This window comes from Micromonospora sp. NPDC049051 (genome assembly GCF_043197575.1).
Classification (GTDB): Bacteria; Actinomycetota; Actinomycetes; order Mycobacteriales; family Micromonosporaceae; genus Micromonospora.
The window spans coordinates 535,617-550,040 of the sequence record NZ_JBICTL010000006.1 but is presented as its reverse complement, the minus strand read 5'-3'; the positions used below and the strand labels follow the sequence as shown (position 1 = coordinate 550,040).

4 protein-coding genes (1 of these 4 cut by a window edge) are annotated in these 14,424 nt (G+C 76.2%); all 4 read left to right on the top strand.

All coding sequences use genetic code 11. The features are described 5' to 3' along the window. Positions 1–17 precede the first annotated feature (17 nt). Entirely contained in the window at positions 18–5,525 is a 5,508-nt protein-coding gene (locus ACGFIR_RS26080; protein ID WP_393147705.1) for an amino acid adenylation domain-containing protein, read from the top strand. A gap of 1 nt (position 5,526) precedes the next feature. Beyond that, a complete protein-coding gene (locus tag ACGFIR_RS26075; RefSeq protein WP_393147703.1) occupies positions 5,527–8,865 on the top strand; it encodes an amino acid adenylation domain-containing protein in 3,339 nt (1,112 codons plus the stop codon). Further along, entirely contained in the window at positions 8,862–9,530 is a 669-nt protein-coding gene (locus tag ACGFIR_RS26070) for a hypothetical protein (protein ID WP_393147701.1), read from the top strand. Before ACGFIR_RS26075 ends, ACGFIR_RS26070 begins: the two co-directional genes overlap by 4 nt. 71 nt (positions 9,531–9,601) lie before the next feature. Next, positions 9,602–14,424: the 5' portion of an amino acid adenylation domain-containing protein gene (locus ACGFIR_RS26065; protein WP_393147699.1), read on the top strand. Its footprint extends 8,800 nt past the window's final position; the window shows 4,823 of its 13,623 coding nt (coding positions 1–4,823); its start codon is at positions 9,602–9,604; its stop codon lies off the right edge, out of view.

Sequence of the window (14,424 nt, the reverse complement as noted above, 5' to 3'; positions counted from 1 at the left end):
GCACCGGACGAGGGCACATGAACGACAGCCTCCAGCGGTATCCAGCCCTCGCCGTACAACGCGGGATGGTGCTGCAGACCCTCCGGCAGCCCGCCGGTGGGGTGGACGTCCAACAGGTCACGATCAGCTGGGACGGCCCGCCGGACCGGGAGGCGTTCACCGCCGCCTGGCAGGCCGCGACCCGTCGGCACGCGGCGCTGCGTACGGCCTTCGAGGTCGACGGCGACCACGGCGTGGCGCAGGTCGTCCGGCCGGACGTGGCACCCGACCTGCGGTGGCGGGAGTCCACACTCGACGACTTCCTCCACACCGACCGGTACGAGCCCTTCGACGTCGGCCGGGCGCCCCTGCTGCGGGTCACCACGCTGGGCGACCAACACGTCGTCGTCACCTTCCACCACGCGATCCTCGACGGCCGCTCCACCCGGATGCTGCTCGACGAGATCCTCGCCGACTACGCCGCGCGCCGGGCCGGCCGGGCTCCGGACCCGCCGACCCGGCCGCCGTTCGTGGACTTCGTACGCTGGTGGGGCACGCGCGACCCGGGCAGCGACGACGCGTTCTGGAAGGGACACCTCGCCGGCGCCCCGCTCCCCCGGGCGCTGCCGGGTCGCCTCGACGCGGACCCCGGCGCGCGCGGCGTGCCGGCCTCGGACGAGCTAGCCCTGGCCCGGCCCGACGCCGACCGGATCCGGGCCGCCGCCGCCGAGGTCGGCGTCACCGTCGGCATCCTGGTCCACGCGGCCTGGGCGCTGCTGCGCGGCGGCTACGGCGGGGTCGACGACGTCACCTTCGCGGTCACCAGATCCTGCCGCTACGACAGCGTCCCGGACGCCGGGAGGATCCTCGGGCTGCTGATCAACACGGTGCCGCTGCGGATCCGCCTCGATCCACGGTGGACCGTGCGGCGGTTCCTGACCGACGTGGCGGACCGGATCCGGCAACTGCGCGAGCACCAGCTCACGCCGCTGCACACCATTCTCGACCAGGCGGGCCTGGCGCCCGACACGCCGCTGCTGGACAGCCTCGTGGTGTTCGAACGGCAGCGGCTGGGCACCGCCCTGGCCGAGGGCGGGCCGGAGGCGGCCCGGCGCTCGGCGCGCGTACACCGCATGCCCGGCTACCCGTTGACGGTGCACGCCTTCGACGAGCCCGAACTGCGCCTGGGCGTGACCTGGGACGACAGCAGCCTGCTGGCCGCCTCGGCGCGGCGGATCCTCGCGCAGCTGCACCACACCGTGCGGGAGCTGGCCGACCGGCCCGACGCCCGCCTGGCCGACCTGGATCTCGGCGCCGCCGGGGAGGCACCGCTGCGCGCAGCCTGGAACGCCACCCGACGGCCCTACCCCCGCGACGCGTCGATTCCCGAGGTCTTCGCGGCCCGGGTCGCCGCCGCCCCCGACGCCGCCGCGCTGGTGCTCGGCGACCGCACGGTCTCGTACGCGGAGTTGGACCGGGCGGCCGACCGGCTGGCCGGGACGCTGCGCGGACACGGGGTCACCGGGGAAGCCCCCGTCGCCGTGCTGCTCCCCCGGGGCGAACCGCTGATCCGCGCCCTGCTGGGCGTACTCAAGGCCGGCGGGGCCTACCTCCCCGTCGACCCGGCCGCCCCGCCCGCCCGGATCGCGGACCTCCTCGCCGCCAGCGGCACCCGCCTGCTGCTGACCACCGCCGAGGCCGCCGCCGGGCTGCCCGACCTGGGCCCGGTGCGGGTGCTGGACGTCGAGGCGCCGGACGCGCAACCCACGCCGGCCGGCCCGCCCCCGACCACGGTCCCGGCCTGTGCGGGACCGCCGCCGGAGCCGATCCACCCGGTGCGGCTCGCCTGCGTCCTGCACACCTCCGGCTCGACCGGTGCGCCCAAGCGGGTCGGCATCACCCACCGGGGCGTGGTGCGGCTGGTGACCGACCCGGACTTCGCCACCCTCGGCCCCGGCGAGCGGATCCTCCAGTTCGCCCCGACCGCCTTCGACGCGTCCACCTGGGAGATCTGGGGCGCGCTGCTGACCGGCGCCACGGCGGTGGTCGCACCGCCGGACCCGGTGGACCTCACCCGGCTGTCCGCCCTGCTCCGCGACGGCGGGGTCACGGTCGCCTTCCTCACCGCCGGCCTCTTCCGGCAGCTCGCCGAGGAGGACGTCGCGGCCCTGGCGGGCGTCCGGCAACTGCTCACCGGCGGGGACGTGGCGGACCCGGGCGCGGTCCGCGCCGTCCTCGCCGCGCGCGGCGGGCTGCCGCTGGTCAACGCGTACGGGCCAACCGAGAACACCACGCTGACCAGTTGCCACCTGATGAGCGGCCCCGCCCCGCTGGGCGACCGGGTGCCGATCGGCCGTCCCGTGCCGCAGAGCACCGTCCACGTGCTCGACACGGACGGCCGGCCGGTGCCGGTCGGGGTCGCGGGCGAGCTGTACACCGGCGGCGACGGGTTGGCCCGTGGCTACCTCGGCGACCCGGCGGCGACCGCCCGGGCGTTCGTGCCCGATCCGCAGACGCCGGGTGAGCGCCTCTACCGCACCGGTGACGTCGTGCGCTGGCGCGCGGACGGGGTGCTGGAGTTCCTCGGCCGCCGCGACGACCAGGTGAAGATCCGGGGGTTCCGGGTCGAGCCGGGCGAGGTCGAGGCGGTGCTCCGGGCGCACCCGCGGGTCGCCTCGGCGGCGGTGACCGTACGCGGCGACGGGCCGGAGCGCCACCTGGTCGGCTACGTCACGCCGGCCGGCCCGGCGGCGCCGAGCCCGGCGGGCCTGCGTGAGCACGTCGCCGCCCGGCTGCCCGCCCACCTGGTGCCGGCCGCGTTCGTCGTCCTCGACCGGCTGCCGCTGACCGCCTACGGGAAGGTCGACCGGGCCGCACTGCCGGCGCCCGGGCCCGCCGAGGCGGATCCGGACGTCGCCGGGCCCGCCTCGCCGACCGAGCACCGGCTGGCCGAACTCTGGTCCCGGCTGCTGCCCGGCGGGCGAACGCCCGCGAGCATCGGCCGGGAGACCGGGTTCTTCACCCTCGGCGGCAACTCGCTGACCGTCACCCGGCTGATGTTCCGCATCCGCGAGGCGTTCGGCGTGGAGCTGAGCGTGGGCCCGTTCTACCGGGCGCCCACCCTGGCCGCGACGGCGGCGGCGATCGACGCGGCGACCGGATCGACGACCGGCGGCCGGGGGCGGACCGCGCCGGCGCTGCGCCGCCGCGACCGGGTCCCGCAGCCGAGCGCGCGGGGCCTGCCGGCGCACCTGGCCCGGCTGACCGACGGGTGGGCGCTGTGGCGGACGGTCTGCCTGCGGGGCGCCGGCCTGCCCGTGGACCTGCTGGCCCCGATCGGCGACGCGGAACTCGCCGCCGCCGCCGACCGGGTGGTGGCGGCCACGGCCGACGGGGACCCGGCCGGCATCGCCCGCGCCGAGGCGGCGTACGCGGCCGTGTACCCGCAGGCGGTCGGCCGGCTCGCGGTGGCGCTGCACGCGGTGGCGGCCCACCCCCGGTTCCGCGAGGCGGTGGTGTGGCAGAACCCGCACGCCCTGCGCACCGGCGTCGACGCGCTGCTGCGCCGGGGCCCCGACAACCCGTCCCGCAACACCAAGCACCGCCAGCACGAGGCGCTGGTCACCAGCTACCTCCAGCGCTACTGCGTCAAGAACGACACCATCGGGTTCTTCGGGCCGGTCGGCTGGGCGCGGATCGAGCCGGGCCCCGGCGTACGCGTCGACCCCGCCGACCCGCCGGCGCTGCTCGCCGCGCGGACGGTCTACCTGGAGGGCTGGGCGGTCGCGGCGGTGCTGGCCCCGTACGCGACGCGGCTGCGTCCGTGGCTCGTACCCCGGCTCATGCCCTTCCTGGAGCTGGCCGGGACGACGCTGCGGGTGCCGCTCGCCGCGCCGGTGCGGCTCAGCGACGCCGAGGCGGCGGTGCTGCGCGCCTGCGACGGGATCCGCGACGCGAACGAGGTCGCCGGGGTTGTGTTGGCCGAGCCGGGGTCGGGACTGCGCTCGACGCGGGAGGTGCACGAGGTGCTGGAGACGTTGGCGACGGCCCACCGGATCGCCTGGCAGCCGGAGGTGGCGCCGCACGACACCCGGCCGGAGGAGACCATGCGGGCCCGGCTGGACCGGGTCACCGACGCGGCCGTACGCGGGCCCGCGCTCGCCGCCCTCGACGAGCTGCGCGCCGCCCGGGACGCGCTCGCCGCGTCCGCCGGCGACCCGGCCGGGTTGACCGCCGCGATGACCGGCCTGGAGGCCACCTTCACGAGGCTGGCCGGCGTCCCGGCCACCCGGCGCGCCGGCACCATGTACGCCGGGCGCACCCCCGTCTACGAGGAGTGCCTGCGCGCCGGCACGGTCGGCATCGGCGAGGCGAGCCTCGACGGGATCCGCGACGCGCTCGGCCTGGTGCTGGACAGCGCGCGCTGGTTCACCGCCGCCGGCGCGACGCTCTACCAGCGCTTCTGCGCCGACATCCATCGGCGCCGGGCCGCCGAGCTGGGCACCGACGTGGTTCCGCTGGCCGACTTCTGGTTGCTGGCCGGCGAGGCGCTGTTCCACCCCCCGCAGCGGCTGACCGACCTGCTGACCGCCGCGCTGCACCGGCGCTGGGCCGACGTGCTGCCGCTACCGGCGGGCCAGCGGCGGATCCGGTTCACGGCGGCGGAGCTGGCCCCGGCGGTGGCCGCCGCCTTCCCGCCGGGGCGGCCCGGCTGGCCGTCCGCGCGTCAGCACAGCCCCGACCTGATGCGCGCCGGCGACGAGTGGGTCCTCGGCGAGCTGCACCCGGGCGTCAACACCCTGCGGTACGCCACCTGGATCGCCTACCACCCGGAGGCGGACGCCCTGCGCGCCGCGCTGGCCCGGGACGTGGGCGCCGGGGCGGTCTATCCCGCCGAGACCGGCCAGGAGGGCGGCGTGCCGACCAGGCTGAGCCACGCGCTGACCGGGCCCGACGACGTCCGGCTGGTGTTCGCGCACGACTCGTTCGGGCACGACCCGCGCCGCAGCCTGCGCGTCGGCGAGTGCGACCTGGTCGAGGTGGCCGGCGGGCTGCGGGTACGCTCCCGCGACGGGCGGTTCGACCTGGACCTGATGCACGTCCTCGGCGACGTGGTCGGCGCCGGGCTGTCGCAGCTCTTCCGCATCCTGCCCCCGGCGGCGCACCAGCCCCGGATCACCGTCGACTCCCTCGTGATCAGCCGCGAGTCGTGGACGTTCGCCGCCGCCGACCTCGACTTCGCCGAGACCCGCGACGAGGCGCTGCGCTTCCGGCAGGCCCGGGCCTGGGCGGGCACGCACGGCCTGCCCCGGCACGTGTTCCTGCGCTGCGCGGGCGAGCGGAAACCGGTGCACGCCGACCTGACCAGCCTCGCCTCGGTCGACCTGGTGTCCCGCTCGGTGCGCCGGGCCCGCCGACACGCCGGGGACACCACCGTCTCCGTGGTGGAGATGCTGCCGGCGCCGGACCAGCTCTGGCTCACCGGACCCGACGGCCGGTACACCGCCGAGCTGCGGGTCGTCGCGGTCGACGGGCGGGTGCGCTGAGATGGACGTCTTCGAGTTCCCGGCGTCGGCCGCGCAGCGGCGGATGTGGCTGCTGGACCAGCTCGACCCGGGCCAGCCGACCTACCACGTCGGCTGGGCCGTGTGGCTGGACGGCCCGCTGGATCCGGCCGCGCTCGACGGGGCCTGGGCGGCGGCGGTCGCGCGGCACGAGATCCTGCGCACCTGTTTCCGGGCCAACGGCGGGCGGCCGATCCAGGTGATCGACGAGGACGCCCCCGCGACCGCCATCGAGGTCGTGGCCCTGGACCAGTTGCCCGAGGCGGACCGGGAGGCGGCGGCCCGGGCCGCGCTGCGGGAACACGTGCGCACCCCGCTGCCGCTGGAGCGGGGCCCGCTGGCCCGGGTCAGGCTGCTGCGGCTCGCCCCGCAGCGGCACGTGCTGGCGCTGGTGGCACACCACGCGATCATCGACGGCTGGTCGTTGCGGCTGCTCTTCGACGAGCTCTCCGCCGACTACGAGGCGCTGCGCGCCGGCCGGCCGCCCGTCTCGGTCGAGCCACCCCTGCAGTACGCCGACTTCGCCCTCTGGGAGCGGGAGCACGCCGACGCGGGCGGCCACGACGAGGCGGAACGCTTCTGGCCGGCCGAGCTGGCCGGGGCGCCGCCGGAGGTGCCGCTCCCGGTCGACCACCCGTACCCGGACCGGCTGTCGCCGGCCGCCGCCGAGGTCGCGGTGCCGGTCGACGGGGAGCTGGCCGGGGCGCTGCGCCGCCTGGCCGAGGCGCGGGGCAGCACCCTGTTCACCGTCCTGCTGACCGCGTACGCGGCCCTGCTGTCCCGGCTCAGCGGCGCGGACGAGGTGCTCGTCGGCGTGCCCGTGGCCGGGCGTACCCGGATCGAGACCGAGCCGATCCTCGGCCTCTTCGCCAACACCGTCGCGATCCGGGCGGCGCTGCACGGCGACCCGACGCTCGCCGAGCTGCTGGACCGGCTGCACGCCGCCACCGCACGCGCCCAGGCCCACCAGGACCTGCCGTTCGCGCGGGTGGTCGAGCTGTGCCGGCCGCAGCGGCAGCCGACGCGGGCGCCGCTGGTGCAGGTGATGTGCACGGTCGAGGAGGCCCTGCCGCCCGTGGACCGGGGGGCGCTGCGCTGGCGGCCCGAGCTGGTGCCCACCGGCACCGGCAAGTTCGAGCTGGAGCTGGCCGCCGTCGTCGGCCCCGACGAGCTGTCGGTACGCCTGCGCTACCTCACCGACCTCTTCGCCCCGGACAGCGCGGGCCGCTTCGCCGACGCCCTGGCCGCGCTCCTGGCCACGCTGGCGACCGCCCCGCAGACCCGCGTCTGCGACGTGGACCTGCTCTCCCCGGCGACGGCGGACCTCGTCACCCGGGTGTGGCCGGCGGCCCGCTCCGGGTCGGTCCTGCCGCCGGGGAGCACCGCGGCGGCGCTCGTGGCCGACGTCGACGCCGGCGAGCGGGTGGTGATCTCGGGCGAGGACGCGACCCTGACCGGCACCGCGCTGCGCGGGCTCACCGCCCGGATCGCCGCCGGACTGCGGGGGCTCGGCGTACGGGCCCAGGAGACCGTGGGCATCGTCCTGCCCCGGGGGGCGCGCCCGCTCCCGGCGCTGCTGGGCGTGTGGCGGATCGGGGCGGCGTACCTGCCGCTCGACCCGACCCACCCGCCGGGACGGCTGCGCGGGATGCTCGCCGACGCCGGGGTGCGGGTGGTCGTCACCGACAGCGGCGCCGTCCCCGCCCCGCTGCTGGCCGAGCTGGGCGCGGCGGCGACCCTGCTCGACCTGGCCCCGACGGAACCGACGGGCGAGGGAACCCCGTCGGCGGTGCCAGCCGGCGCGGGGACACCGCCGGCGGAACCGACGGGCGCGGCGGCGCAGCCGGCTCTGCCGCCGCCGTGTGCGGTGCCGGCGACGGCGGCGGCGTACGTGCTGTTCACCTCGGGGTCCACCGGCCGGCCGAAGGCGGTCACCGTCACCCAGGGCGCGGTGGCACACCTGCTGCACGCGTTCCGCGAGATGGTCCCGCTGGGGCCGGCCGACCGGGTCCTGTCGGTGAGCCCGTTCGCGTTCGACATCGCCCTGCTCGACCTGCTCCTGCCGCTGTTGTGCGGGGCGCCGGTGGTCGTCGCCGGCGAGGACGACGTGATCGACGGCAACCGGCTGCGACGGCTGCTCGCCACGACCGGGACGACGATGCTCCAGGCGACGCCGACGACCTGGCGGATGCTGGTCGCGGCCGGCGGGGTGCCGGCCGGGGTGCGGCTGCGCCTGAGCGGCGGCGAGGCGCTGCCCCGGGGGCTGGCCGACGCCCTGGCGGAGCCGGGCACCCGTCTGTGGAACTGCTACGGCCCGACGGAGACGACCGTCTACTCGACCGGGGCGGAGGTCGAGGCGGGGTCGGCGCCGCCGGATCTCGGCCCGGCCGTCGCCGGCAGCCGGGTGTACGTGCTGGACCGGTGGCTACGACCGGTGCCGCCGGGCGTGGTCGGTGAGGTGTGCATCGGCGGCGCGGGGGTCGGCCGGGGCTACGTCGGGGCGCCCGGCTGGACCGCCGGGCGGTTCGTGCCCGACCCGTTCACCCCCGGCGGTCGGCTCTACCGCAGCGGGGACCTGGGCCGGTGGCTGCCGAGCGGGCGGATCGAACCGCTGGGGCGGGCCGACCGGCAGGTGAAGGTGCGGGGCTTCCGGGTCGAGACGGCGGAGGTGGAGGCGGTGCTGCGCGGCCACCCGCAGGTCCGCGACGCGGTCGTGACGACCGCCTCCGACGTGGACCACGACGGCGTGCGGCTGGTCGGCTACGTCGTCACCGACCCGCCCGCGACGGATCCGCCCGCCGACCTGTCCGGGTACGCGCGCCGGTTCCTGCCCGCGCACATGGTGCCGGCGGTCTTCGTGGCGCTGCCCGAGGTGCCCCGGACCTCGCGCGGCAAGCTCGACCTGCGCGCCCTGCCGGCGCCGGCGAGGGGTGCCGGCTCCGGCGAGGCGCCGGTCGCCCCGCGCACCCCGCTGGAGCGGGAGCTGGCGGGGCTGGTGGCCGACCTGCTGGGCCTGCCCGACCCGGTCGGGGTCGCCGACAACTTCTTCGTCCTGGGCGGACACTCGGTCAAGGCCACCCAGCTGATGGCCCGGGTCTGGACGACGTACGGGGTCGACCTTCCGGTGCGCACGCTCTTCGACGACCCGACCGTGGCGGGCCTCGCCGCGGCGGTCACCGCCGCCGGGGCGGGAGCCGACGCGCCGGCCGGGACCGTCCCCGCGACTCGCACCGGCGGCGCGGAGTCCCTCGACACGTTGACCGACGACGACGTCGACGACCTCCTCGCCGGGATGGACCGACCGTCCAGGTGGGACGGGTGACCGACCCACGGCAGCCACCGGACTGGCTGGTGGCGGTGCTCGCCGCGCTCACCGAGGGCCACGACCCGGCCGCGCCCCCGCACTGGCGGCGACGGGTGGACGCCGAACTCGACCGGCTCGCCGGCCGGGTGCCGTTCCCGGTGGTGTACGACTGGCACGCGCGCGTACTCGCGTCGGTGCCCGGTGGCGACGCCAGCCGGGTGGGTGGGCTGTTCCGGCGGGCGCTGGCCGGCGACGAGGTCGGGGCGCACGAGTGGCGCGACGCGCTCCGGCCCGCCCTGCGCGAGCTGTACCGGGCCGCCTACCCGTACGCCGAGGCACGGGCGGTCGCACACGCCAACGCCCACGCCTACGCGACCGCCAACGGCTACGGCCCCGACGAGGTGACCGAGTTCGCCGCGCACTACGCCGACCTGAGCACCGGGGCCAACGCGGAGGCGTTCGCCGACGCCAACGCCATCGCGAACGCCGACGCGCTGGCGGGTGCCCTGGCCGGCGCCGACGAGCGGGCGTACGCCGCGGCGCACCCGGCCGCCCTGGTGCGCGCGTACGCCCTGGCAGCGGCGAACCGGTCCGGCGCGGGGGCTGTCCCGCGCGTACTCCGGACGGCGTACACACGGCTCGCCGACACACTGACCGAAAGTCTGCGCGCCGTGTCGGAATGAGGTCTCCAGGCCCAGCCGTCGGGCTCTGGCACCGGTCTGCCGCATCGTCTAATGTTGATCCACTTCGGCCGATGTCCGGTGTCACGGCAGGCCAGTGGGGATTCGAGGGGGCACACTTGCCGGGCGACAAGACGATCCGTGTTCCGGCCCCCGGCCGCGTCCCGTCGGCACGGGCGTCCGCGGAAGTCGAGCGCCTGTCGGACCGCTCCGGCCTCCTGCCGCTCTCCTTCGCGCAGCGGCGGCTGTGGATCCTGGAGCGGCTCGGTCGGGTCGGTCACGCCTACCACATGCCGCTGGCCCTCCAGCTCGACGGCCAGCTCGACCGCGACGCGCTGCGGGCGGCCCTGGACTCCCTGGTGGACCGACACGAGGTCCTGCGTACCCGCATCGTCGCCGACGGCGCGGAGGCGGCCCAACACATCGATCCGCCCGGCGCCGGGTTCCCGCTCCGGCACGAGGACCTGACCGGGCACGCCGATCCCGCCGCCGCCCTGGCCGGGCTCCAGCAGGAGGAGAGCACCGCCCCGTTCGACCTGGCGGCCGGTCCGCTGTTCCGGGGCCGCCTGGTCGCGCTCGCCCCGGACCGGCACGTGCTGCTGCTGACGATGCACCACATCGTCAGCGACGGCTGGTCGCTGGGGATCCTGACCCGCGAGTTGGGGGCGTTGTACGCCGCCTACCACGCCGGTCGGCCTGATCCGCTGCCGCCCCTGCCCGTGCAGTACGCCGACTACGCCGCCTGGCAACGCCAATGGCTCACCGACGGCACCCTCCAACGCCAGGAAACCCACTGGCGCCACACCCTCGCCAACGCACCCACCCTGCTCGACCTACCCACCGACCGACCCCGACCCACCGAACAGGACCACCACGGCGCCCACCTCCCCATCACCATCGACCCCGACCTCACCACCGCCCTCAAAACCCTCACCACCCGCCACGGCGCCACCCTCTACATGACCCTGCTCACCGCCTGGGCCATCGTCCTGTCCCGCCTCAGCGGCCACCACGACCTCATCATCGGCACCCCCACCGCCAACCGCCGCCGCGCCGAACTCGAAAACCTCATCGGCTTCTTCGTCAACACCCTCGCCCTCCGCATCGACCTCACCGACCACCCCACCACCACCCAACTCCTGCACCGCGTCCGCGACCTCACCCTCACCACCCTCGACCACCAGGACCTCCCCTTCGAACACGTCGTCGAAGCCGTCAACCCCACCCGCAACCTCGCCCACACCCCCCTCTTCCAGGTCATGTTCGCCTGGCAGAACAACGAGGACGTGGACCTGGACCTGCCCGGTGTCGAGGTCACCGCCCTGCGTACCCCGTGGACCACCGCGAAGTTCGACCTCACCCTCTCCCTGGCCGAGCACGACGGGCGGATCACCGGCAGCCTCGAGTACGCCACCGCCCTGTTCGACACCGCCACCGCCCAACGACACATCCGTTACCTGCGCCACGTCCTCACCCAACTCGTCGCCCACCCCGACGAGCCGATCGACCGGCTGGCGCTGCTCGACCCGGCGGAGCGCCGTGACCTCCTGGCGACCTGGGGCGACGCGAGCGCGTACCCGGTCGAGCAGACGATCCCCGCGCTGTTCGCGCGGCGGGCCGCGGCGGCCCCCGACGCGGTGGCGGTCACGTTCGAGGGCACCTCGCTCACCTACCGCGACCTCGACGCACGCGCCAACCAGCTCGCCCACCACCTGCGCACGTACGGCGTCGGACCCGACACCCTCGTCGCGGTCTGCCTGGAGCGCTCGCCCGAGCTGGTCGTCGCGCTGCTGGCCGTCCTCAAGGCCGGTGGCGCGTACGTGCCGCTCGATCCCGCCCATCCGGCCGAGCGCCTCGGCGAGCTGCTGCGCGACAGCGGCCCGGTCGCCGTCCTCACCCACGCCGCCACCCGCACCACCCTCGACGGCCTGACCACCGCACCCCTGGTCGACCTCGACACCGCCGACCTGACCGCACACCCCACCACCAGCCCCGACCCCGGCACCCGACCCGACCACCTCGCCTACGTCATCCACACCTCCGGCTCCACCGGCCGGCCCAAGGGCGTCATGGTCGAGCACGCCAACGTGGTGCGGCTCTTCTCCGCCACGGCCGGGTGGTTCGGCTTCGGCCCGAGCGACGTGTGGAGCCTCTTCCACTCCTTCGCGTTCGACTTCTCGGTCTGGGAGATCTGGGGCGCGCTGCTGCACGGCGGCCGGCTGGTGATCGTCCCTACGCTGACCGGCCGCTCCCCCGCCGACTTCCACCGGCTCCTCTGTGACGAGGGCGTGACCGTCCTCAACCAGACCCCCAGCGCGTTCCGGGGCCTGATCGCCGCGCAGGCCGACAGCGCGCGGACGCACCAGCTTCGTACGGTGATCTTCGGGGGCGAGGCGCTGGACCCGACGATGCTGCGGCCGTGGTACGCGGACGCGCGCAACGGGCGCACAGAGCTGGTCAACATGTACGGCATCACCGAGACCACGGTGCACGTGACGTACCGGCCGTTGACCCCGGCCGACGCCGACCGGCCGGGCGTGAGCCCGATCGGTCGGCCCCTCGGTGACCTGCGCCTCTACGTGCTCGACGGGCAGGGGGAGCCGGTGCCGCCCGGGGTCGTCGGCGAGCTGCACGTCGGTGGCGCGGGGGTCGCGCGCGGCTACCTCAACCGTCCCGGGCTGACCGCGGAACGCTTCCGGCCCAGCCCGTTCGTGGCGGGCGACCGGCTCTACCGCACCGGTGACCTCGTCCGCCACCGCGCCGACGGCGGTCTCGACTACCTGGGCCGCAACGACTCCCAGGTGCAGCTGCGGGGCTACCGCGTGGAGCTGGGCGAGATCGAGGCCCAACTCGCCGCCTGTCCCGGCGTACGCGACGCGGTGGTGACGGTCACGACCGACGCCACCGGCGAGTCGCGCCTGGTCGGCTACTACACGGCGTCGGTGCGCCGGCTGACGGCCGAGGCGCTGCGCACCCGGCTGGCCGGCGTCCTGCCGGAGCACATGGTCCCGGCCGCGTACGTGCGGGTCGCCGAGTGGCCGCTGACGCCCAACGGCAAGCTCGACCACCGGGCCCTGCCCGCACCCGACGGGTCGGCCTTCGCCGCCCGGCACTACACCGAGCCGGTCGGCGCGACGGAGACCGCCCTCGCGGCCATCTGGGCCGAGGTGCTGGGCGTGGAGCGGATCGGCCGGCACGACAACTTCTTCGCGCTGGGCGGGCACTCGCTGCTGGCGCTGCGGGTGCTGGAACGGATGCGCCGCCAGGGCCTCTCCGCCGACGTACGCGCGCTCTTCGCCTCGCCCGTCCTGGCCGACCTGGCCGCCACGGTGGGTGCCGACGCGGACCGGGCCGACGTGACCGCGGAGCCGATCCCGGCCGGCTGCGAGCGGATCACGCCGGACCTGCTGCCACTGGTGGAGCTGAGCCAGCCGGAGATCGACGCGATCGTCGCCACGGTCCCCGGCGGGACACCGAACGTGCAGGACATCTACCCGCTGGCCCCGGTGCAGGAGGGCATGCTCTTCCACCACCTGATGGCCCGCGACCGCGACCCCTACCTGGTGACCACGGTCCTGCGCTTCGCCGACCGGGACCGGCTGGACCGCTACGCCGCCGCGCTGGAGGCGGTGGTCGCCCGGCACGACGTGCTGCGTACCGCGGTGGTGTGGCACGGGATCAACGAGCCGGTGCAGGTGGTGTGGCGCCGGGCGCCCCTGCCGGTGGAGGAGGTCCCGCTCGACCCGACCGGCGACGACCCGCTGCGGCAGCTCCGCGAGCACGTCGACCGGCGGTACGGCCGGCTGCCGCTCGACCAGGCTCCCCTGCTGCGGCTGCTGGTCGCGCGGGACCCCCGCGACGGCGGGTGGCTGGCCGTCGAGCTGATCCACCACATCGTCGACGACAACACCTCGCTCAAGCAGCTGCGGGCCGAGGTCCGCGCGTACCTGGCCGGCGAGGGCGACCGGCTGCCGCCGCCGCTGCCCTTCCGCGACTTCGTGGCGCGGATCCGGCGCGGCGCCGACCGGGCCGAGCAGGAGAGCTTCTTCCGCCGGATGCTCGGTGACGTCGACAACCCGACCGTGCCCTTCGGGCTGCGCGACATCCACGGCGACGGGCACACGATGCGCGACGCCCGGGTGTGGCTCGGGCCGGAGCTGACGCGGCGGCTGCGGCAGCGGGCCCAGGACCTCCAGGTCGGCGTGACCAGCCTCTTCCACGTCGCCTGGGGGCAGGTGCTGGCCCGGGCCGGCGGCCGGCGCGACGTCGTCTTCGGCACCGTGCTCTCCGGCCGGATGGACGCCGGCGCGGGCAGCGACCGGATCCTCGGGCCCTTCCTCAACACGCTCCCGCTGCGGGTCACCGTCGACGCCACCGGCGTCACCGAGTGCGTGCTGCGCACCCACGAGGCGCTGACCGGGCTGATCCGCCACGAGCACGCGTCGCTGGCGCTGGCGCAGTCGTGCAGCAGGGTGGCGCCGCCGGCTCCCCTCTTCACCGCCCTGCTCAACTACCGCCACGCCGAGGTGCTGGCCGAGTCGGAGACGCCCGCGCCGACCCCCGACGCGGACGACCTGACCTACCTGGCGGCGCAGGAACGCGGCAACTACCCGCTCGCGCTGGACGTCGACGACCTGGGCGACGACGTCGTGCTGACGGTCGCCGCCGCGGCCGGGGTGGCACCCGGGCGGGTCTGCGCGATGGTCGAGCGGGCCCTGGCGACGCTGGCCGACGCGCTGGAACGCACGCCCGACGCGGCGGTGGGCGGGCTCGACGTGCTGCCCGCCGCCGAGCGGCGCCGGCTGGTCGAGGACGGCAACGACGCCACGGTGGCGTACCCGCCGGGGCGCCTGGTGCACCACCTCGTCGAGGCTCAGGCGGCCCGCGACCCGCAGGC

Bases quoted from the DNA above. Each gene is read 5' to 3' on its own strand.
- ACGFIR_RS26080 (WP_393147705.1), top strand. From the start codon at position 18: ATGAACGACAGCCTCCAGCGGTATCCAGCCCTCGCCGTACAACGCGGG.
- ACGFIR_RS26075 (WP_393147703.1), top strand. From the start codon at position 5,527: ATGGACGTCTTCGAGTTCCCGGCGTCGGCCGCGCAGCGGCGGATGTGG.